This is a genomic window from Paenirhizobium selenitireducens ATCC BAA-1503, from assembly GCF_000518785.1.
Taxonomy (GTDB): Bacteria; Pseudomonadota; Alphaproteobacteria; order Rhizobiales; family Rhizobiaceae; genus Allorhizobium; species Allorhizobium selenitireducens.
In genome coordinates this window covers 130,377-151,777 of sequence record NZ_JAEG01000008.1, presented here as the reverse complement: position 1 = coordinate 151,777, position 21,401 = coordinate 130,377, and the positions used below count along the sequence as shown (strand labels likewise).

General features: G+C 65.0%; 12 protein-coding genes. 5 read left to right on the top strand and 7 right to left on the bottom strand.

What is annotated here, in order from left to right:
* Positions 1-331 precede the first annotated feature (331 nt).
* Both L867_RS0112365 and L867_RS0112360 read right to left on the bottom strand, forming a co-directional pair.
* Positions 332-1,534, bottom strand: coding sequence for a pyridoxal phosphate-dependent aminotransferase (locus L867_RS0112365; RefSeq protein ID WP_028737183.1), 1,203 nt, complete (start codon positions 1,532-1,534; stop codon positions 332-334).
* An 11-nt stretch (positions 1,535-1,545) separates the two neighbouring features.
* The gene (locus L867_RS0112360) at positions 1,546-2,199 is read right to left on the bottom strand and encodes a TetR family transcriptional regulator C-terminal domain-containing protein (protein WP_028737182.1); all 654 of its coding nucleotides are present in this window, start codon (positions 2,197-2,199) and stop codon (positions 1,546-1,548) included.
* A gap of 284 nt (positions 2,200-2,483) precedes the next feature.
* Between L867_RS0112360 and L867_RS0112355 the strand changes: the two genes are divergently transcribed.
* Positions 2,484-3,647, top strand: a complete 1,164-nt coding sequence (locus L867_RS0112355) for a M20 aminoacylase family protein (RefSeq protein WP_028737181.1) — start codon at positions 2,484-2,486, stop codon at positions 3,645-3,647.
* A gap of 81 nt (positions 3,648-3,728) precedes the next feature.
* Here L867_RS0112355 and pyc read toward each other — a convergent pair whose 3' ends face one another.
* Both pyc and L867_RS0112345 read right to left on the bottom strand, forming a co-directional pair.
* On the bottom strand, positions 3,729-7,190 hold the full coding sequence (pyc, locus tag L867_RS0112350) for a pyruvate carboxylase (protein WP_028737180.1): 3,462 nt from the start codon (positions 7,188-7,190) through the stop codon (positions 3,729-3,731).
* 113 nt (positions 7,191-7,303) lie between these two features.
* Positions 7,304-8,044: a helix-turn-helix transcriptional regulator gene (locus L867_RS0112345; protein WP_028737179.1), complete on the bottom strand. Its 741-nt coding sequence runs from the start codon at positions 8,042-8,044 to the stop codon at positions 7,304-7,306.
* 338 nt (positions 8,045-8,382) lie between these two features.
* Between L867_RS0112345 and L867_RS0112340 the strand changes: the two genes are divergently transcribed.
* Both L867_RS0112340 and L867_RS0112335 read left to right on the top strand, forming a co-directional pair.
* Complete coding sequence (locus tag L867_RS0112340) at positions 8,383-10,122, top strand: glucan ABC transporter ATP-binding protein/ permease (RefSeq protein WP_028737178.1); 1,740 nt, start codon at positions 8,383-8,385, stop codon at positions 10,120-10,122.
* Between the two features lie 167 nt (positions 10,123-10,289).
* Positions 10,290-11,285: an MDR family oxidoreductase gene (locus L867_RS0112335; protein ID WP_028737177.1), complete on the top strand. Its 996-nt coding sequence runs from the start codon at positions 10,290-10,292 to the stop codon at positions 11,283-11,285.
* A gap of 3 nt (positions 11,286-11,288) precedes the next feature.
* On the opposite strand, the gene L867_RS0112330 is transcribed toward L867_RS0112335, so the two are convergent.
* The 3 genes from L867_RS0112330 to L867_RS0112320 form a co-directional block, all read right to left on the bottom strand.
* The gene (locus L867_RS0112330) at positions 11,289-14,432 is read right to left on the bottom strand and encodes an efflux RND transporter permease subunit (protein WP_028737176.1); all 3,144 of its coding nucleotides are present in this window, start codon (positions 14,430-14,432) and stop codon (positions 11,289-11,291) included.
* 32 nt (positions 14,433-14,464) lie between these two features.
* Complete coding sequence (locus L867_RS0112325) at positions 14,465-15,595, bottom strand: efflux RND transporter periplasmic adaptor subunit (RefSeq protein ID WP_028737175.1); 1,131 nt, start codon at positions 15,593-15,595, stop codon at positions 14,465-14,467.
* A gap of 78 nt (positions 15,596-15,673) precedes the next feature.
* On the bottom strand, positions 15,674-16,297 hold the full coding sequence (locus L867_RS0112320) for a TetR family transcriptional regulator (RefSeq protein WP_051438949.1): 624 nt from the start codon (positions 16,295-16,297) through the stop codon (positions 15,674-15,676).
* Positions 16,298-16,545: 248 nt separating this feature from the next.
* Between L867_RS0112320 and L867_RS0112315 the strand changes: the two genes are divergently transcribed.
* Both L867_RS0112315 and L867_RS0112310 read left to right on the top strand, forming a co-directional pair.
* Positions 16,546-17,814, top strand: a complete 1,269-nt coding sequence (locus tag L867_RS0112315) for a metallophosphoesterase family protein (protein WP_028737173.1) — start codon at positions 16,546-16,548, stop codon at positions 17,812-17,814.
* A complete protein-coding gene (locus L867_RS0112310) occupies positions 17,814-21,305 on the top strand; it encodes an AAA family ATPase (protein ID WP_028737172.1) in 3,492 nt (1,163 codons plus the stop codon). The genes L867_RS0112315 and L867_RS0112310 overlap by 1 nt, the downstream gene beginning before the upstream one ends.
* Positions 21,306-21,401: the final 96 nt, after the last annotated feature.

Genomic DNA, 21,401 nt, shown 5'->3' with positions numbered 1-21,401 from the left:
CCCACTGCCATCCCCCGGCGCATCGCATTGCACGGTTTTGGCCTCTCGTTCAATCATCTGAACGCAAAAAGCCAGCAATGCGAGGCGATGGCGTCAAAAAATCCGGTCCGGACGGAGACAGCTCCGTGGCTTCGCTGGGAAAATTGGCTTTTTTATGCCTTATTTCAAAGCTGTAGCCAAGGGGCATGCCTCGCGGTCGGGTCCAACGTCCTTTGCCGGAGCCTATGCTGTGCAATGTTGACGTGAAGGCATGACGCGGAGCGGCCGACTGGCCGTCCGCAGACGTTTTCGACTCCCCCGAATGCTGCCGATCAGGTCTTCGCCGGATGTCTCAACCGGCTGCCCGCTGCGGACGGGGCCGGCGATCGGCAAGCTCCGAGGCGAGTTCGACCATGCGCCCGGCGGCGATGGCCAGTTGCTCGTCGTCGACCGTCAGCGAGACGCGGATGAAATTGGCCGCCTCTTCGCCGAAGGAGGCGCCGGGCATGACGGCGACGTGCTTGCGTTCAAGCAATTGGCTGGCGAAATCCTGTCCCGCAAGGCCGGTGCCGCTGACGTCGACGACGATGAACATGCCGCCCTCAGGCATCATCGGCTTCAGCGTTCCCTCCCGTTCGAGAACGTCCGCCAACAGCCTCGCCCGCCGCTCGTAGTTGGCGCGCATCACGGTTGCCGTGTCGAAGGGCTGGGTGAGGGCCATCGCGGTCATGTCGGCGATGAAGGGCTGGACGCCGAACAGCATGGTTTCGGAGACGGGCAGCAGGCGATCGCAGAACTCCGCAGGCCCGATCGCCCAGCCGCTGCGAAAGCCGGGTGCGGCATGGGACTTCGAGATCGACGAGACGACGATGGTGCGCTCGGCCAGTGCCGGATCGTCGAACGGCGAGGCGAAGGCGGTGCTGAAGATCAGTTCCTCATAGACTTCGTCACAGACGATCCAGAGATCGTGCTTGCGGCAGACTTCGCCGATCGCGGCAATCTCCTCGGCCGTCAGCACGGCCCCGGTCGGATTGTGCGGGGTGTTGAGCAGGACCACGCGGGAGCGCGGTGTCACGGCGCGGGCGAGATCTTCGGCCTGCAGGTGAAAGTTCTTCTCGGGGTGCAGCGGCACGGGCGCCATGCGGGCACCGCTCGCAGCGATCACGCCTTCATAGGTCGCATAGTAGGGATCGCCGACCAGCACTTCGTCGTCGCGGTCGAGCAGGCCGAGCATGACGGTGAAGAGGGCGGTCTGGGTGCCGGGGAAGCACAGCACGTTGCGTGCGGTCACGTCGCTCCGGCGCTTGCGGTATTTCTCGACCAGGGCATTGACCACGGAAGGCTCGCCGCGGCCGTTCGAATAGCGCGTGCGGCCGGCATACATGGCGCGGGCGCACTCGTCGAGCAGGGCCGGGTCGGGGCGGACATCCGGCTCGCCGATCGTCAGTTCGATGACCGGTATACCCTCCGCCGCCTTGCGCCGGGCCTGGAGATGGATCGCCCATTTGCCCGATCCCAGATCGGCGAGGCGTTCGGTAATGGCGGCATAGCGCATGGAGTGTCCCATCAATTCGTGTCGTTCGGTCCGTCCGGACCGGAAAGTTTCAGGCCCCCGAGCAGGGACTCCACCGATTCGAGCGCGATGCGCGGCAGTGCCTGGTCGTCGAACAGGTCCCCGGCCAGCGAACCTTCCAGCCACAGCCCGTCGATCAGGCCGTTTATGGCGATCGCCAGCTTGCGGCATTCCTCCGGCGCGATCGGCCTGCCATTGGCGGCGAGAAAGGCGGTCAGCAGCTCCTCGAGCGAGCCGAGGAAGGTCAGGTAGTTCTCCCGGTGGATGCGGGCGAATTCCGGATCGACGCGCACATGACTGATGAAGGCGGCCCAGAGCGAGAGCGTGCGCGGATCGATGATCGGCGGGCTGACATTGGCGATGACGAAGTCGTGCAGGCGGCGGCGTGGATCGCTGCCGGCGGCCTCGGCGGCGTTGATCGCCGTCGTGCCGATGGTCATCATGACTTCGCGATAGGCGGCCTGCAGCATCTGCTCCTTGCCGGTGAAGTAATGGCGGATCAGGCCGCCGGTCACGCCGGCGCGGGCGGCGATCTGGCGGACGGTTGCGCCTTGCAGACCGTATTCCGAAATGCAGTCGAGCGTGGCGGTGATCAGGTCCTGCCGGCGTTCGGCCTCTCCGGCGCGGTGGAAGGGGCGGCGGCTCATGGTTCGAGACCCGGAACGTTTGCGACGTCCAAGCGCTGCGTCTTGTTCCTCTCGCGCGGGCCGAATTCCTGCATGCGCTCCTCCCCGGGTCAGGCAGACCGATCATTCAATCGGCGTTGTCGACTTCCTGTTTATACGGTTGAATAATTGGGGCACAAGTGCAAAACTCCGGCTTCATTCACCGGTCGCGCGCCAGCCAAGCGTCCGGGCGACGACGAGCCGGCGGGGACAGTCGTCGACGACCGGACCCGCCAAACCGCAAGCCAACCCCTCTGGTGCCTCAGATGACAATTCAGTTTTCCAACTACATGGCCGACGTCGTGGCGACCCGCCACTATCTCCACCAGCACCCGGAGATTGGCCTGTCGGAATTCAATACCTCGGATTATGTCGCCAAGCAGCTTGAGGCGCTGGGCTATGAAGTGACGCGCGGGCTCGCCAAGACCGGCGTGGTCGCCACGCTTCGCAACGGCACCAGCACCAAGAGCATCGGCATCCGCGCCGATTTCGACGCGCTGCCGATCCTCGAGGAAACCGGGCTCGACTATCAGAGCAAGACGCCGGGCATGATGCATGCCTGTGGCCACGACGGCCACACCGCGATGCTGCTGGGGGCGGCCAAGATCATCGCCGCGCGGAAGAATTTCGATGGCGTCGTGCACCTGATCTTCCAGCCGGCCGAGGAGAATTTCGGCGGTGCCAAGATCATGATGGATGACGGGCTGTTCGAGAAATTCCCCTGCGATGCTGTCTTTGCCCTCCATAACGACCCGACCATTCCGTTCGGCCAGTTCGCGCTGCGCGAGGGGCCGATCATGGCGGCGGTCGACGAATGCAAGATTACCGTTAACGGTCGCGGCGGCCATGGCGCCGAGCCGCAGGATACAGCGGATCCGATCGTCTGCGGCGCATCGATCATCATGGCGCTGCAGACCATCATCTCGCGCAACATCCACCCCATCGACCCGACCGTGATCACCGTCGGTGCCTTTCACGCCGGTGGTGCGAGCAACGTCATTCCGGAACGCGCCGAGATGCTGCTGTCGATCCGCTCCTTCGATCCGAAGGTTCGCGACCAGCTGGAGGAGCGCGTCCGCATGGTTGCCGAGGGGCAGGCGGCCAGCTACGGCATGGGCGTCACCATCGATTACCAGCGCGGCTACAACGCGACGATCAACCACAAGGCCGAGACCGACTTCATCCGGACGCTGGCGACCCAGTTTGCCGGTGCGGACAAGGTGGTCGATCTGGCGCGCCCGACCATGGGCAGCGAGGATTTCGCCTATATGCTGGAAGAGCGGCCGGGCTGCTATTTCTTCGTCGGCACCCAGCGGACGCCGAACGACCCGCCGCTGCATCATCCGCGCTACGACTTCAACGACGACCTGCTGCCGATCGGCACCAGCTTCTGGGTCGAGCTTGCCGAAAAGTGGCTGGCGGCGAAGTAAACGGCATCGACGCCCGCAATGAAAAGCCCCGGTCAGCGCGCTGCTGACCGGGGCTTTTTCGTTGGAGCCGGAGGGTTCGCCTCAGGCGGCGAAGACCACCAGCAGGTCCTTGGCGTCGATCTGGTCGCCGGTCTTGACCAGCACCTCGGCGATCGTGCCGTCGCGGTCGGCATGGAGCGCCGTTTCCATCTTCATCGCCTCGATCGACACCAGCACGTCGCCCGCCTTGACGGCGAGCCCGGCGGAAATCGCCACGGTGGAAATGACGCCCGGCATCGGCGCGCCGACATGGGCCGCGTTGGACGGATCGGCCTTGCGGCGTGCGGCACTGCCGGCCGCCCCATGGGCACGATCCGGCACCTTGATGCGGCGCGGCTGGCCGTTCAGCTCGAAGAACACGGTGACCAGGCCCTTTTCGTCGGTGGCGCCCATCGCCTGGTTGACGATGACCAGTGTCTTGCCCTTTTCCAGGTCGACGAACAGTTCCTCGCCGGCCGGCAGGCCGTAGAAGTAGTTGGGCGTCGGCAGGACCGAGACCGGGCCATAGGTGTCGGCCGCCAGAGCGTAGTCGGTGAAGACCTTCGGATACATGAGATAGGAGGCAAGCTCGAAGTCACTGACTTCGCGGTTGAGCTTCTCCTCGATCGCCTTGCGCTCGGCATCGAGGTCGGTGTCCTCGAGCAGAGAGCCGGGCCGGACCGTATAGGCGGGCTCGCCCTTCAGCGCCTTCTTCTGCAAGCCTTCCGGCCAGCCGATCGGCGGCTGGCCGAGATCGCCGCGCAGCATGGAGACGACTGATTCCGGGAAGGACACTTCCTTTGCCGGATCGACGACGTCCTCGACGGTCAGATCCTGGCTGACCATCATCAGCGCCATGTCGCCGACCACCTTCGACGACGGCGTCACCTTGACGATGTCGCCGAACATCTGGTTGGCGTCCGCATAGGCCTGGGCCACTTCGTGCCAGCGGGTTTCGAGACCGAGCGAGCGGGCCTGTTCCTTGAGATTGGTGAACTGGCCACCCGGCATTTCATGCAGGTAGACTTCCGAGGCCGGGCCTTTCAGATCGCTTTCGAAGGCGGCGTACTGGTTGCGCACGGCTTCCCAGTAGAAGGAGAGCCTCCGGATCCAGTGCGGGTCGAGGCCCGGATCGCGCTCGGAGCCGCGCAGGGCCTCGACGATCGATCCGAGGCACGGCTGCGAGGTGTTGCCCGACAGGCTGTCCATCGCCGCGTCGACCGCATCGACGCCCGCCTCGACGGCGGCAAGCACGGTCGCCGCCGAGATGCCCGAGGTGTCGTGGGTGTGGAAGTGGATCGGCAGGCTGGTCGCCTCGCGCAGCGCCTTGAACAGGATCTTGGCTGCGGCCGGCTTCAGCAGGCCCGCCATGTCCTTGACGGCGATGATATGGGCGCCGGCCTTTTCCAGTTCGGCGGCGAGCGCGGTATAGTATTTCAGATCATACTTCGGCCGGGCGGCATTGAGGATGTCGCCGGTATAGCAGATCGCCGCCTCGCAGAGCTTGTTCTCCTCGGCGACCGCATCCATCGACACGCGCATGTTCTCGACCCAGTTCAGGCAGTCGAACACGCGGAAGAGATCGATGCCGCCGGCTGCCGCCTGGCGGACGAAGTATTTCACCACATTGTCGGAATAGTTCTTGTAGCCGACGCCGTTGGCGCCTCGGAGCAGCATCTGCAGAAGCAGGTTCGGCGCGCCCTCGCGGATCAGCGCCAGACGCTCCCACGGATCTTCGGTAAGGAAGCGCATGGACACGTCGAAGGTCGCGCCGCCCCAGCACTCGAGTGACAGCAGGTTCGGCAGTGCCCGGGCATAGGCGCCGGCGGCACGCGCGATGTCATGGGTGCGCATGCGGGTCGCCAGCAGCGACTGGTGACCGTCGCGCATGGTGGTGTCGGTGATGAGCACGCGGGTCTGGCCGCGCATCCATTCGGCGAACTTGACCGGGCCCAGCGTGTCGAGCAGCTGCTTGGTGCCGTCCGGGATCGGGGAATCGATGAAGGGAACGACCGGCTCGGCGGCATCTGCCGGCGGACGCGGGCGGCCCTTGGCTTCCGGATGGCCGTTGACGGTCACGTCGGCGAGATAGGTCAGCAGCTTGGTGGCGCGGTCCTGGCGCTTGACCTGGGCAAACAGTTCCGGCGTCGAATCGATGAAGCGCGTCGTGTAGCTGTTGTCGCGGAACTGCGGGTGGCTGATGATCGCCTCGAGGAAGGTGAGGTTGGTGGCCACGCCGCGGATGCGGAATTCGCGAAGCGCCCGGTCCATGCGCTGGATCGCCTCCTGTGGCGTCGGCGCCCAGGCGGTGACCTTTTCCAGCAGCGGGTCGTAGTAGCGGGTGATCACCGCGCCGGAATAGGCCGTGCCGCCGTCAAGTCGGATGCCGAAGCCGGTTGCGCCGCGATAGGCGGTGATGCGGCCATAGTCCGGGATGAAGTTCTGCTCGGGGTCTTCCGTGGTGATGCGGCACTGCAGGGCATGGCCGTTGAGGCGGATGTCGGCCTGGGCGGGCACGCCCGATTCCGGCGTGCCGATGGCAAAGCCGTCGAGAATGTGGATCTGCGCCTTGACGATGTCGATGCCGGTCACGACTTCGGTGACCGTATGCTCGACCTGAATGCGCGGATTGACTTCGATGAAGTAGAATTTGCCGGTGTCGGCATCCATCAGATACTCAACCGTACCGGCGCCGACATAATTCGTCGCCTGGGCGATCTTCAGCGAATAGTTGGCGAGTTCCTGGCGCTGCGCGTCGCTGAGGTAGGGCGCCGGTGCCCGCTCGACGACCTTCTGGTTGCGGCGCTGGATCGAGCAGTCGCGCTCGAACAGGTGCACGACATTGCCGTGCGTGTCGCCGAGGATCTGGCTTTCGACGTGACGGGCACGTTCCACCAGCTTTTCGAGATAGACCTCGTCCTTGCCGAAGGCGGCCATCGCCTCGCGCTTGGCCTCGATCACTTCACGGGCGAGATCCTTCGGGTCGCGGATGGCTCGCATGCCGCGACCGCCGCCGCCCCAGGAGGCCTTCAGCATGACCGGGTAGCCGATCTCCTCGGCCATGCGCGCCACTTCCGCCACGTCGTCCGGCAGCGGGCTGGTGGCAGGCACTACCGGAACGCCGACCGAGATGGCCAGATTGCGGGCGGCGACCTTGTTGCCGAGCTGGCGCATGGTTTCGGGGCGCGGACCGATGAAGATGATGCCGGCATCGTTACAGGCATCGACGAATTCGGGGCTCTCCGACAGCAGGCCGTAGCCGGGGTGGATCGCATCGGCGCCCGAGAGCTTGGCCACCCGGATGATTTCGTCGATCGAAAGGTAGCTTTCGATCGGCCCGAGTTCACGCGGAAGGTGCGGGCCGCGGCCGACCTGATAGCTTTCGTCCGCCTTGAAGCGGTGCAGGGAAAGCTTGTCCTCCTCGGCCCAGATCGCGACCGTCTTCAGCCCGAGTTCGTTGGCGGCGCGGAAGACGCGAATGGCAATTTCGGATCGGTTGGCAACGAGAATCTTTGAAATGGACAAATCGGTCTCCTCAGTCGATGGCCACGGAATGCTGCACTGCGAAGAACCCCATAGCCTTTTGTCACAAAGAGTTCAATTTCTCCGATTGATGGATGTCAAATTTCTGCCAAATTTCACGTAATCAGCCCCAGCCGGAAGGCCAATGCCACCACGTGCTGCCGATTCTTCGCCCTCAGCTTGTCCTGAATGCCGTTCATGTACCAGTCGACCGTGTGGTTCGAGATCTTCAGGATCTTGCTGATGTCGTTCGACGTCATGCCGTCGGCGAGATAGTTCAGCACCTCCATCTCGCGCCGCGTCATGCGCGTATCGACCTGCGTCGCCTCCTGTAGCGCGCCCGTCTCGCGACGGAGTTCGAGCAGCCGCCAGAAGGCTTTCTTGGCAACCGCGTCGAAGAGGGTCATCTCGACCGGCGACAGATCGACGGGCCTGCCGCCGAGCGTCATGTTGCCGAGCAGGCCGGTGCGGCCGTGGACAGGGAAGATGTATCCATCCTGCAATCCGAAACGGAGCGATTCCATCATCATGCGCTCCATGCGCTTGCGATGCGGGTCGCTCTTGAAGGCGGTGATCGTTTCGTTCCAGCGAAAGCCCTTCTGGGCCTGCCCGAGATAGCGGATGGTGGGATCGATCAATACGAATTTTTTGGCGATGTAGGTCTCGGGCCAGCCCTCCGGCCAGCGCCCCATCAGCACGAGCTGCATCGGATTCTCGTTCGGCTTCGGCTGGCGGATGAGACCGTAATAGTCGAAGCGGTAGTGCCGCAACAATGTCTCCAACTCGCCGACGACTTCCTCGGACGTGCGGCACTCGTCCGCGACAACCAGGAACTGGATCAATTGGTTAATGCTCAAACCTACCCCCTCTTCGCCTTGCGGGCGAGACCACGAAAAAGCCATACGGTACCGATTTGTATCGGTGTGATCCGTTCGCAAGGCATGCATAAGCTAACATATATCGTTAGGAGGCATTTAAATTCGACATCCGAAATCTAGCCTTTGCCGCGAATTCTGACCTGCCGAGAATGCCGGGTCGCAGGGTGGTTTCGAGCCGGCCCGCGCCGGAAAAAACAGTGCGGACCGCAGGCAGGATCGGGCGGGCCGGCCGCACTATGGCATATCCTCTTGCCAGTCTATCAGAAAAACGCTTCAAGCTGCGATGGCCATTCCGGCCGATCGATGAGGGAACGCAATTGTCCTTGTTCCAGGTCTACATAAAGGCCCTGAAATACCTGGCGGCCTACCGCCTCCGGGTAACGCTGGTCGTGATCGCCAACATCGTGCTGGCGATGATCACCATTATCGAGCCCATCCTTTTCGGGCGCATCATTGACGCCATATCGGAAAAAGGCGATGCGAAGACCATGCTGATCGCCTGGGGCGGCTTCGGCGTGTTCAACACGATCGCCTACGTCCTGGTCGCTCGCGAGGCCGACCGGCTGGCGCATGGCCGGCGCGCGGATCTACTGACCGAAGCCTTCGGCCGCATCATTTCGATGCCGCTGAGCTGGCACCATCAGCGCGGCACGTCGAATGCGCTGCATACCCTTTTGAGGGCAAGCGAGACCCTGTTCGGCCTTTGGCTCGAATTCATGCGGACCCATCTGGCGACCGCCGTGGCGCTCACCCTGCTCATCCCGACCGCATTCTCGATGGACTGGCGGCTGTCCTCCGTGCTGATCGTTCTCAGCGTGCTTTACGTGCTGATCGGCAAGATGGTGATGAACCGGACCAAGGAAGGCCAGGCCTCGGTCGAAGGGCACTACCACACCGTCTTCTCGCATGTCAGCGACTCGATCAGCAACGTCTCCGTGCTGCACAGCTACAACCGGATCGAAGCGGAAACCCGGGCGCTGAAGCAATATGCCCAGCAACTGCTCGCCGCGCAGTATCCGGTGCTCGACTGGTGGGCGATCGCCAGCGCCCTCAACCGCATCGCCTCCACCGTCTCCATGCTGGTGATCCTGGTGATCGGCACGATCCTGGTGCAGAGGGGCGAGCTGAAGGTCGGCGACATCATCGCCTTTACCGGTTTCGCCGGCCTGCTGATCGGCCGCCTCGACCAGATGCGCCAGTTCGCGACGCAGATCTTCGAAGCCCGCTCCAAGCTCGAGGATTTCTACCAGCTCGAGGATTCCGTGCAGGAACGCGAGGAGCCGGTCGGTGCCGCTGAACTGAAGGATGTGCGGGGCGACGTCGAGTTCCGCAATGTCTCCTTCGACTTCGCCAATACCACGCAGGGCGTGCACGACGTTTCGTTTTCGGTGAAAGCCGGCCAGACGATCGCCATCGTCGGGCCGACCGGGGCCGGCAAGACCACGCTGATCAACCTTCTGCAAAGGGTGCACGAGCCGCAGAAGGGCTCGATCCTGATCGACGGCACGGACATCCGGACGGTCACCCGCAAGTCGCTGCGCCATTCGATCGCCACCGTCTTCCAGGACGCCGGCCTGCTCAACCGCTCGATCCAGGAGAACATCCAGCTCGGTCGCGAGGACGCGACCGTGGAGGAGATCCTGAAAGCAGCGGAAGCGGCCGCTGCCACCGATTTCATCGAAAGCCGCCTGAGCGGCTTCACCACCATGGTCGGCGAGCGCGGCAACCGGTTGTCGGGCGGCGAGCGCCAGCGCATTGCGATCGCCCGCGCCATCCTCAAGAACGCGCCGATCCTCGTGCTCGACGAGGCGACCAGCGCGCTCGACGTGGAAACCGAGGAGCGGGTCAAGACCGCGATCGACCGGCTGCGCCAGAACCGTACGACCTTCATCATCGCCCACCGGCTGTCGACCGTGCGCGAAGCCGATGTCGTGCTTTTCCTCGATCACGGCCGCATCATCGAAATGGGCAGCTACGACCAGCTGAGCGCCAGCGGCGGACGCTTCGCTTCGCTGCTTAGGACCAGCGGCCTGCTGACCGAGGAAAAAGCGGGTTGAAATCGCCGGTCCTCTCCGCCTGACCTGATGCCTCCGGCCTGGACAAGGCCGTGGCATTCGGTGAACTGGCGTGGCATGTTCGGTGTGGCTGTTGGGAGGCGGTTCGATCACACCCTGCCTCCAGCCGGCCATGACTTGGGCATCGCAGCGTCGGGAGCATCACCATCATGAGCGAGACATTCACAGCGATCGTCGTCGACACCGTCGACGGCAAACCGAAGGCGGGTTTCCGTCAGCTGACGACCGCAGATCTTCCCGACAATGACGTGCTGGTGGAGATCGCCTACTCGACCCTGAACTACAAGGACGGCCTGTCCGTCTCCGGCAAGGGCAGGATCGCGCGCCGCACGCCGATGGTCGCGGGCGCCGATCTTGCCGGCACCGTCGTTTCCTCGCGCTCGCCGCTGTGGAAGGCCGGCGACAAGGTCGTGCTCAACGGCTTCGGCATGTCTGAGACGGAATGGGGCGGCTATTCCCGCTTCCAGAAGGTCAAGGCGGAATGGCTGATGGCGCTTCCCGATGCCTTCACGCTCGAACAATCGATGGCGATCGGCACCGCCGGCTATACTGCCGCACTCTGCGTCAACGCGCTGGAGGACTGGGGCGTGATCAAGCCGGGCGAAGGCGAGGTTCTGGTCACGGGGGCCGCCGGCGGCGTCGGCTCGGTCGCGGTCAGCCTGCTGGCCGCCAAGGGCTACCGCGTCACCGCCTCGACGGGGCGACCGGAAACGCATGACTATCTGGCCTCGCTCGGCGCCGGCGGCTTCGTCGATCGCGCCAGCCTGACGGAAAAGGGCGCGCCCTTGCAGAAGGAGCGCTGGTCGGGCGCCGTCGACAGCGTCGGCTCGACGACGCTTGCCAACGTGCTGTCGCAGACGGTCTATGGTGGGGCGGTCGCCGCCTGCGGCCTGGCCGGCGGGGCCGATCTGCCGGCAACCGTCCTGCCGCATATCCTTCGGGGTGTCGCCCTGCTCGGCATCGACTCGGTGTTCGCGCCGATGGCCAAGCGCCAACGCGCCTGGCAGACGCTGGCCGACCACCTCGACCGCGCCCACCTTGCGGCGCTGACCACGGTCGAGCCGATGTCGAAGGTGCCGGAGCTGGCGGACGCGATCGTTGCCGGGCAGATCCGCGGCCGCGTCGTCATCGACGTCAGCCGCTGAGCCTCATTCCGCCGCGACGGCCGGAGACGTGTGGTTCTGGTTTTCCGGGCCGCCGGCGGCGGTTGCCTGCCGATCGCCCTTGTTCTTCGGCTCGCGTCCGAAGAACAAGGCGTAGGCCGCCGGCAGGACGAGGATGGTGAGCACCGTCGCCACCAGGATGCCGCCCATCATCGCATAGGCCAGCGGACCCCAGAACACGCCGCGTGAAATCGGGATCAGCGCCAGGACCGCGGTCAGGGCGGTCAGCACGATCGGACGGAAACGGCGGATGGCCGAACCGATGATCGCTTCGGACCGCTCCATGCCGGCGGCAATGTCTTGGTCGATCTGGTCGATCAGGATGATCGAGTTGCGGATGATGATGCCGAGCAGCGCGATGACGCCGAGGATGGCGACGAAGCCGAACGGCGCGCCGGAGACCAGCAGGGCCGCGGCCGCGCCGATGATGCCGAGCGGGCCGGTGGCGAGCACCAGCATGGCCTTGCCGAAATGCTGCAGCTGGATCATCAGCAGGACGACGATGACGAGCAGCATAATCGGCGCCTTGGCGGCGATCGAGGCCTGGCTTTCGGCGCTGTCCTCCGCCCCGCCCTGCACCTCGACCTTGTAGCCGGGAGCGAGACCGTCTCGCAGGCCCTGGAGCTGGCCGTAAACCTGTGTCACCACCTCGTTCGACTGCACGCCGTCCGGCAGCGTGGCGCGCACGGTGATCGACGGCAGGCGGTCGCGGCGCCATTCTATGCCCTGTTCGAGCACCGGGACGATCCGGGCGACCTGCGACAGCGGCACGAAGGCGCCGTTGTCGGTCGGGATGTAGACGGAGTTCACCGCGGTCAGCAATTGCCGGCTTTCTTCCGGTTCGCGGGCAACGATCGAGATTGTCTCCTCGCCGGCGCGGACGTCTGCCAGAGGCGCGCCGCTCATGGTTGCCTGCAGCATCTGGCGCAGGCGCTGCGAGGTGACGCCGAGCGCGCGGGCGCGGTCCTGGTCGACCACCAGTTTCATTGCCGGGACGGGCTCCAGCCAGTCGTCATGCACGGCAGCGAGCAGCGGATTGGCGAGATAGACCTTCTTCACCGCGTCGGCGATGCGGCGCACCTCGGCACGGTCCGGACCGGTCACGCGCATCTGCACCGGCCAGCCGGTCGGGGGACCCAGAAACAGGCGGTCGACCTTGGCGCGGATCGAGGGGAAGTCGTCGGCGAGAATGCCGCGCAGCTTGAGGATCAGCCGTTCACGGGCCGGTTCGTCATTGGCCATGACGAGCAGCTGGGCGAAGTTCGGATTGCGCAGCTGCTGGTCGAGCGGCAGGAAGAAGCGCGGCGCGCCCTCGCCGATATAGGTGGCGACGAACTGCTTGTCGGCGTCGTCCATGATGCGGGCTTCAAGCGCCTTCGCCTGGGTTTCCACCTCATGAATGCTGGTGCCTTCGGGCAGCCAGAGATCGACGAGGATTTCCGGGCGGGAGGATGCGGGGAAGAAGCTTTGCGGAATGAACTGGAAGGCCCAGAGGCTGGTGACGAAGGTGCCGATGGTCAGCGCGAGCACGATGAGGCGGTGGCGCACCGCCCAGCCGACGGTCGAGCGCAGGCGGCGATAGAAGCGGGTGTCGAACACGTCCTGGTGGCTTCCGGCATGATGCCGCTGCTTGAGGATCATGTAGCCGAGCCAGGGGGTGAAATAGACGGCCACGAACCAGGAGACGACCAGCGCAATGCCGACCACGTAGAACAGCGAGCGGACATATTCGCCCGCTGTCGATTCGGCAAAACCGACCGGGATGAAGCCCGCCGTGGTGATCAACGTGCCGGTCAGCATCGGGAAGGCGGTGGAGGTATAGGCGAAACTCGCCGCATCGATCTTGTGCAGGCCCTCCTCGAGCTTGCGCTCCATCATCTCGACGACGATCATCGCGTCGTCGACCAAGAGCCCAAGCGCGATGATCAGCGCACCGAGTGAAATACGCTGCAGGTCGATGCCGAGCTCGTACATGATGGCAAAGGTTGCGGCGAGCACCAGCGGGATGGCGATGGCGATGACGAGGCCGGAACGCCAGCCGATCGACAGGAAGGACACGACGAGCACGATGGCAAGCGCCTCGAGCAGAGCCTTCATGAACTCGCCGATGGCTTCGCGCACCACTTCCGGCTGGTTGGAGATCTGGGCGACCTCGACGCCATGGGGCAGGGAGGCTTCGAAGCGCTGCAGCGTCTCCTCGACGGCCTTGCCGACATCGGTGACGTTGAAGCCCTTGGCCATGACGACGCCGACCTGCACGCTGTCCTGGCCGTTGAAGCGGAACTTGCGCTGGAACGGTTCCTCGGTGCCCTCGGTGACGGTGGCGATATCGCCGAGGCGGGTCACTTGCTGGCCGGCACGGAGCCTGAGTTCGCGTATGTCGTCGGCCCGGCCGAGACCGCCGTCGACCGAGATGCGCACGGAGCGTTCGCCGGTGTCGATCGTGCCGGAGGGATCGATGGCGTTCTGCCCGGCCAGCGCGTTCCTGAGGTCGTTGAAGGTCAGGCCGCGTTCGGCCAGGACCTTGGATGAGACGTCGATATAGATCTTCTGCGGCTGGTCGCCGAGGATCACGGCCTTCTCGACGCCCGGCGTCGTCAGCAGCATGTCGCGCGCCTGGATGGCATAGGCCTTCAGCTCGGGATAGCTGTAGCCCTCGCCCGACAGCGAATGCAGCGTGATGAAAGTGTCGCCGAACTCGTCGTTGAAATAGGGGCCGAGCAGGCCGTCCGGCAGTTCGCTGGAAATGTCGCCGACCTTCTTGCGCACCTGGTAGAAGGCGTCGGCCACCTCGTCGGCATTCGTGTCGCCCTTGATCTGCAGGGTGATGATGGCGCTGCCGGCGCGGGTGTAGGATTTCACCCAGTCGAGATGCGGCACTTCCTGAAGCTTGCGTTCGATCTTGTTGACCACCTGGTCCTGCATGTCGGTGATCGAGGCGCCGGGCCAGACGGCCTGCACGACCATGACGCGGAAGGTGAAATCCGGATCTTCCTTCTGGCCCATGCGCGTGAGGCCGAGCACGCCGGCGATCAGGATCAGGGCGAACAGGAAACGTGCCATGCTCGGATGGGCGATCGCCCAACGGGACAGATTGAAGGAACCCGTGTCATTCTTGGACGGCGTCATGGCGTTTATCCGCTCTCTGGAAAGGGTGTGGTTCAGCGCGTCTGGCTGGACGGGACGATGCTGCCGGTGGCAAGTGCTGCTTGTTCCGCGTCACCCTGTGCGAGCTTGACCTTGAGGTCCTCGGTCATGAACTGGGTGCCCGCGACGACGACGAGATCGCCGGCCTTCAACCCGTCGGATACGCGCACGCCGGCTTCGGAGAAGTCGACGACCGTGACCGGACGTTCGTGCACGGTTTGCGCCGCCGGATCGACGGTCCAGACGATCGGTCGATCGGAGGGGCCGCGCGCGAGCGCGCTGAGCGGCAGGCTGAAGAGCGGCTGGTCGCTGTCGGCGACGGTTTTCACCGAGGCCGTCATGCCGAGCAGCACGCGCTGGTCGGACGGCAGGGAGACCCGGACGGCGAAGGTGCGAGAGGCGGAATCGGCGCTGCCGGCGACTTCGCGCACGGTTCCCTTGAGCGCCAGATTGTCGTTCGACCAGAGGCCGACTTCGACAACCTTGCCCGGAGAAAAGGCGAAGACGTCACCCTCTGGAACTGCGATCGAGACTTCTTTTTCGCCGTCGACAGCAACGGTCACGACCGGGGTGCCGGCGGCGACCACCTGGCCTGCATCGGCATGGACCGCGGTGACGATGCCGTCGCGATCGGCCTTGAGCACGGCATAGCCGACCTGGTTTTCCGCTTGGGAAAGCGTCGCCCGGGCCGAGTCGCGCGCGGCGACCGCCTGGTTGTGGGTCAGTTGCGCCTGTTCCAGCTGGGCCTTGGCCGCGACCTGCTGCTTGAACAGCTGGTCGGCGCGCTTCAGGGCGAAATCGGCCGTCTCGACCTGCCGCTCGGCGGCGAGGAGACTGGCGCGGGCGCTGGCAAGCGAGAGTTCATAGTCGGTCGCATCGATGCGGGCCAGAACGTCGCCGGCGATCACACGGTCGCCGATATCGACCTGGCGGTCGACGATCTTGCCGCCGACCCGGAAGCCGGCCGGCGCTTCGCTGCGGGCGCGAACCGCGCCGGAATAGGAGAGTTCGCGCGTCGTTGCGGCTGGAGCGATCTCCACCACCTTGACCGGGCGGACGGGTTCCTTGGGCGCTTCGGCAGTTTCCGCCGAGCAGCCGGCAAGGGCTGCCACGAGCAGCAGGGGAAGCAAGGTCTTCTTGTACATGGGACGTCCATCCTTAGCGAAACGGCGTTCGCAACTGGCGGTTAAATTCAGCAATCCGGTATGCGTTTTCGGCTGCGCTCACGCCCTCAGGGCGCGAATCGCGAATTCGATCAATTCTTCCGGCATGGCGCGGTTGCTCTTGCCGATGCACTGCGAGACCAGCTGCGGATGGTGCAGGACGGAGGTCGCCGCCCCGAAACAGCGCGCGGCAAGATCGGGATGGCCCGGCTTGAACTCTCCGGCAGCCATGCCATCGGCAATGATGTCCCGCACAACGGCCTGGAGGCGATCAATGAACTGGTCGATCACATGCCAGTCGCGCTCGATGGCGATGATCACCATTTCGTGGACCTTTTCCGAATCCAGCATGGTCTCGACGGTGAAGCGATACTGGCCCATCGCATATTCGCGCAGGCGCTCTTCGGCGCTGATCGGGAGGGCGGCGCAGTTCAGCGCCAATTCATAGCTGGCGTTGAGCATGCGCGAGCAGAGGGCCTGATGGATTTCCACCTTCGAGCCGAAGAACCGATAGATGTTGGCCGTCGACATGCCGAGTTCCTTGGCGATGTCGGCAACCGTCGTCTTCGAGTAGCCGTATTGCCGGAAGACGCGTTCGGCGGCTTCCAGAATCCGAGCAGCGTTTTCCTGACGCGCGGCGCTATCCGGGGCGTGGTTGTCGATCTCGGTATTCGTGGCATCCATGACTAACTCTTGATGTGTAACGAAATTCGTATTTCGTCATTCATAATTCGACAGTTTACTTTTGTCAATACGGGGGACTCCTGGCGGGCGGGGCCCGGTTGCTTCCCTGCGATGGCTCCCCTCAAGCCGCTTCCAGCGAAATCGCTTGTTGCCGCCGTCCTTGTGCCTATATCGTGACCGACACAGCAGGCGCGGCAGCGCCGGACCAGCGGCACCACCGCAATGACAAGAACCAGAATGAACCGCTGATGGCCTTCCGCTTCGTCCACACCGCCGATATCCATCTCGATTCGCCATTGCGCTCGCTTTCTCTGCGCAATCGCGATCTGGCCGACCTGATCGGCGATTCGACCCGCCAGGCGCTGGTCGCGATCGTCGACCTTTGCTTGGCCGAGCAGGTGGATGCGCTGATCATCGCGGGCGACCTCTACGACGGCGAACAGACATCGATGAAGACGGCGCGCTTTCTCGCGGCGCAGATGCAGCGGCTGGGGCAGGCCGGTATTGCCGTCTACACGATCCGCGGCAATCACGACGCGCTGTCGCGCATCACCCAGGAACTGATCCTGCCGCCGACGGTGAAGGTCTATTCCGGCCGGGCCGAGGCGGTCGAGATCGATCGTGGCGGTCTGGCCATCGCCATTCACGGCCTGAGCTTCTCCCGCCCGCAGGCGCCGGAAGGCCTCCTGCCAAAGTACCGGCCGCCGCTCCCCGACCGGGTCAATATCGGCATCATGCACACCAGCCTCGACGGCGCCCCCGGCCACGATGTCTACGCACCGTGCAGCCTCGCCGACCTGCATGCATCGGGTTTCGACTACTGGGCGCTCGGCCACATCCACCAGCGCAGCCAGCATGACGGCCGGACCACCGTCGTCATGCCCGGCATGCCGCAGGGCCGGGACATCAACGAGGCCGGACCGAAATCGGTCTCGCTGGTCACCGTGCATGACGACCGCCGCATCAGCGTCGAGGAGAGGCCGACCAGCATCGCCGAATTCGGCCGCATTGCCGTCGACCTCAGCGAAGCGCCAAGCTGGTTCGACGCGGTCGAGGCCATCGAGAAGGCCGTCGCCGGCGCACGCGTGCGCAGCGGCTCGGATCATCTTGTCGCCCGGCTGATGCTGACCGGCAGGACCCCGCTCTCCTGGCGCATCCGTCGCGATCGCGACCTTCTGCTGGCCGAAGCCGAGCAGCGCGCCGAAGGGCTCGGCCGCACCTGGATCGAGAAGATCGACATTGCCACCGAACCGCCGCTCGAGGCCGGCGGGCAGGCCAGCGCCGATCCGCTGATCGAACTCGACGCGCTGATGCGCGACGACGTCGCGAGGCGCCATGCGACGCGCGAAGAGATCCGCCAGATGGTCAAGGACCTGCGCGACGAGCTGCCGGCGGAAAGCCGCGGCTTCAGCGGTGCCGACGAGGCGGAATTCGAGGCCTATCTCGACCGCCTGCTGGCCGAGGGCAGCAGCGACGTCATCGCCCGGCTGAAGACCGACGGCGCGGAGGCGAACTGATGCGGCTCGCCCGGCTCGACCTGACCCGTTACGGCAAGTTCACCGACTATGTCATCGATTTCGGCGAGGCGCAGCCCGGCTCGCCGGATCTGCACATCGTCTACGGCCTCAACGAGGCCGGCAAGTCGACCTCGCTTTCGGCCTATCTCGACCTCCTCTATGGCATCGAGGAGCGCAGCCGCTACAATTTCCTGCACGCCTACAATGCCATGCAGGTCGGAGGCGCGCTCGAATTCAATGGCGAGACGCATGAGCTGAAACGGGTCAAGCAGCGGACCAATTCGCTGCTGGACGGCCGCGGCCAGCCGGTCGCGGAGGCAATCCTCTCGGTGCCGCTCGCCGGCATCAGCCGCGACGCTTATCGCACCATGTTCTCGCTCGACGACGTCACGCTGGAAGAGGGCGGAAATGCCATTCTGCAGAGCAAGGGCGATCTCGGCGAACTGCTGTTTTCCGCTAGCGCCGGGCTCGGCGGGGTCAGCGCGACGTTGAGCGCGATTTCGGACGAGGCCGACAGCCTCTACAAGAAGCGCGCCCGGTCGACCCGGATCGCCGAGCTGAAGCAGAGACTCACCGAACTCAAGGCACGACGCGACGAGATCGACACGCTCGCCTCGGCGCATGCGGCGATCGTCGCAACGCTTGCGCAGGCCACGACGGCCTATGATGAAGCGACAACGGAACTGGGAACGATGAGGGCACGGCGCGAGGCGATCGCGCGGCTGCTCCGCGCCCGCCCGCTTGCCGCCGAACATCAGCGCCTGACGCAGGAGCTCGCGGCCAGCAGCGCCTTGCCCCGCCCGCCCGCGGAATGGGCGCGCACCTTGCCAAGCTTGATGCAGGAAGAGACGCGGCTTGCCACGCAGCTTGCCGGCAACCGGACGGACATCGAGCGTGTGCAGGACGAAATTGCTTCGATCCATCTCGATGACCGTCTGCTGTCGCTGTCCGACCGCATCGGCCTGTTGGGCAAGGGCCAGGCGCGCTTCGGCAGCGCCGAGGAGGATCTGCCCAAACGCCGCACTGCGCTCGTCGAGCGGCAAGCCACGATCGCGGCCATCCTCGCGCGGCTCGGCCAGTCGGGATGCGCGCGGCCCGAGACGCTGCTGCTGCCGGCGGCAACGGTTGGTGCACTGCGCGACCTGATCGAAATCCGTTCCGGGGTCGAGGCGACGCTTCAGACCACAACACGGGAACTGGCAGCGGCAAAGGCGGCCCTCGAAGCGGCGGATGCCGATCGCCAGGCGGTCGTCGACGCCGCGCAACCTGAAACAATTGATATTAGCCGGCTAACGACATTCCTTGCCGTCATCCGGCGCGGCGATCACGCGACGCGGCTTCGACTTGCCGAACGTGGGCTTCCGGATCTCCAGCGGCGCTTTGACGAAGCGGCCCAGCCCCTTCTGCCGCTGCTGGATGAGGGGGCAGCGGATGGCGAGGCGATCCGTGCTCTTTCGCTTCCCGACCCACGGCAGATCGAGGCCTGGCGATCGGCGGCGGCGAGCATCGACAAACGCATCGCCGATCTTGCCGAGCGGCAGCGCGACTTCATCACCCAGCAAAGGCAGGCGGAGGCGCGTATCTCGGCGCTGCGGGCCGCCGGCGGGCCGATCGACGATTCCGAGGCGGCGCGGATCCGTGCCGTCCGTGATGCCGCCTGGAGCGAGCATGTCGGCCGGCTGGACAAGTCAAGCGCTGAGGCCTTCGCTACTGCCATGCGGGCCGACGACCTGACGACCATGGCGCGCCTTGCCGCAATGCGCGATCTCGCCGACCTTCGCGCCCTGACCCAGGAGCATGCCGTAACGACGGCCGCAATTGCCCGCCATGACGAGCTTCTGGACGAGGCGGCGGCGGAGCGGGAAACGCTGGTATCCGAACTCGCCGCGGCCCTCCCGGCGGCCCTGATGCAGGATGCGGCCTCCGCGCTCCTCCGGCTGTTCTCTCGTATTGAGGGGGTGGCGCGTGCCCGCGCCGATGCGCTTTCCGCCTGGGACAGGCTGGATGCCAGCATCCGGGATGTCGCCGAAGCGAAAGCCGATGCGGAACTCGACCGCCAGGAATTGGCCGCGGCGATGGAAGCCGCCGGGCTGGATGGCGTTGACGGTTCGCTTGCCGAAATGCTGGAGGCGGCGGAGGCTGCCGTCGGGGGGCAAGCGAAGCGGGCCGCCGTCCGCGAGGCGGCCGACAAGGCCCTCGCCGATCGGAAAAGGGTTCTTGCCGAGCGCCAGCGCGAATTCGAGCAGGCGCAGGCGGCCTCCGTCGATTGGCATGCCCGGTTCACGAACGCGCTGTCTGAAACATGGTTCGCGGATTTCACATCGGCCGGTGCCGTTCGCGAGGTGCTGGAAACGCTGGTCGAGCTTGGTCCGGCTCTCAACGAGCGCGACGAGCTGGCGCGTCGCATCGCCACCATGGAGCGCGACCGCGAGGACTTCACCGCCGAACTTGCAGGCCTGCTTGCCGACATTGACGAAACCCTGGATCCCGAGGCGACCGCCCGAACGGCGGCGGGCCTTGCCTCGCGGCTGGAACACGCCCGCCGCGACCTCGCGGCGCGGGAGGCGAAGGAGGCCGAGCTGGCTCGCCTGCTCGAGACTGAGCGTGCGCTTCGCCAGGTGCTGGCTGTCCATGAAGCCGGCAAGGCGGAACTGACGTCCTTCTTCGGCGTCGAAACGCTGGCGGATGTCGCCCTTACCCTGGAGGCGGCAGCCGATCGGGCGCGGCTTGAGGCGAGGATCGTCACGCTTTCGGATCAGATTCTCGGTGAATTGCCGGCCCCGTCCATCGATCTGGCGATCGCCGAGCTGGCCAGCGCCGATTTCGACGAGATTGCCCGCGAGGAAGCGGAACTTGCCGCCCGCCTTGAGGATCTCGACCAGCGCACGCGTCAGCTCTTTGCTGACAAGACACGTGCGGCCGATCGGCTGGAGGCTATCGGCGGCGGCAGCGAGGTTGCCCGTATCGAGGCCGACCGCCGCACAATCTTCCTTGAGATAGAGGACCTGGCAAACAGCTATCTCAGGCTGAAGAGCGGCGCCCTGATCGCTGGCGAGGCTCTGCGCGCCTACCGCGACAAGCACCGCTCGTCGATGATGAGGCGCGCCTCTGAAGCCTTCCGGCTGATCACCCGCGGTGACTATGTCGGGCTCGCGGCCCAGCCCGACAAGGACCGTGAAACCCTGATCGGCCTCACGCGCCAGGGCGGCTCGAAACTGGCAAGCGAGATGTCGAAGGGCACGCAGTTCCAGCTCTATCTGGCGCTTCGCCTTGCCGGCTACGAGGAATTCGCCGCAAGCCGTCCTTCCGTCCCTTTCATCGCCGACGACATCATGGAAACCTTCGACGAGCCGCGCTCGGAAGAGGTGCTGCGGCTGTTCGGGGAAATGGCGAAGATCGGCCAGGTGATCTACCTCACCCATCACCGCCATCTCTGCGACCTGGCGCGCCAGATTGTCCCGGCGGTGCGCATCCATGAGATCTCAGTCTGACCGCAGCCTCACGGGAGGCACTTTTCGCTTGACGGGATCGGCATCGCGAAGGCAGTCGTTGGCCACAGCGAAACCTGCGGCCAAGGGCCGCCCAGA

Bases quoted from the DNA above. Each gene is read 5' to 3' on its own strand.
- L867_RS0112320 (WP_051438949.1), bottom strand. From the start codon at position 16,297: ATGGATGCCACGAATACCGAGATCGACAACCACGCCCCGGATAGCGCC.
- L867_RS0112360 (WP_028737182.1), bottom strand. From the start codon at position 2,199: ATGAGCCGCCGCCCCTTCCACCGCGCCGGAGAGGCCGAACGCCGGCAG.
- L867_RS0112315 (WP_028737173.1), top strand. From the start codon at position 16,546: ATGGCCTTCCGCTTCGTCCACACCGCCGATATCCATCTCGATTCGCCA.
- L867_RS0112355 (WP_028737181.1), top strand. From the start codon at position 2,484: ATGACAATTCAGTTTTCCAACTACATGGCCGACGTCGTGGCGACCCGC.
- L867_RS0112335 (WP_028737177.1), top strand. From the start codon at position 10,290: ATGAGCGAGACATTCACAGCGATCGTCGTCGACACCGTCGACGGCAAA.
- L867_RS0112325 (WP_028737175.1), bottom strand. From the start codon at position 15,595: ATGTACAAGAAGACCTTGCTTCCCCTGCTGCTCGTGGCAGCCCTTGCC.
- L867_RS0112310 (WP_028737172.1), top strand. From the start codon at position 17,814: ATGCGGCTCGCCCGGCTCGACCTGACCCGTTACGGCAAGTTCACCGAC.
- L867_RS0112330 (WP_028737176.1), bottom strand. From the start codon at position 14,432: ATGACGCCGTCCAAGAATGACACGGGTTCCTTCAATCTGTCCCGTTGG.
- L867_RS0112365 (WP_028737183.1), bottom strand. From the start codon at position 1,534: ATGCGCTATGCCGCCATTACCGAACGCCTCGCCGATCTGGGATCGGGC.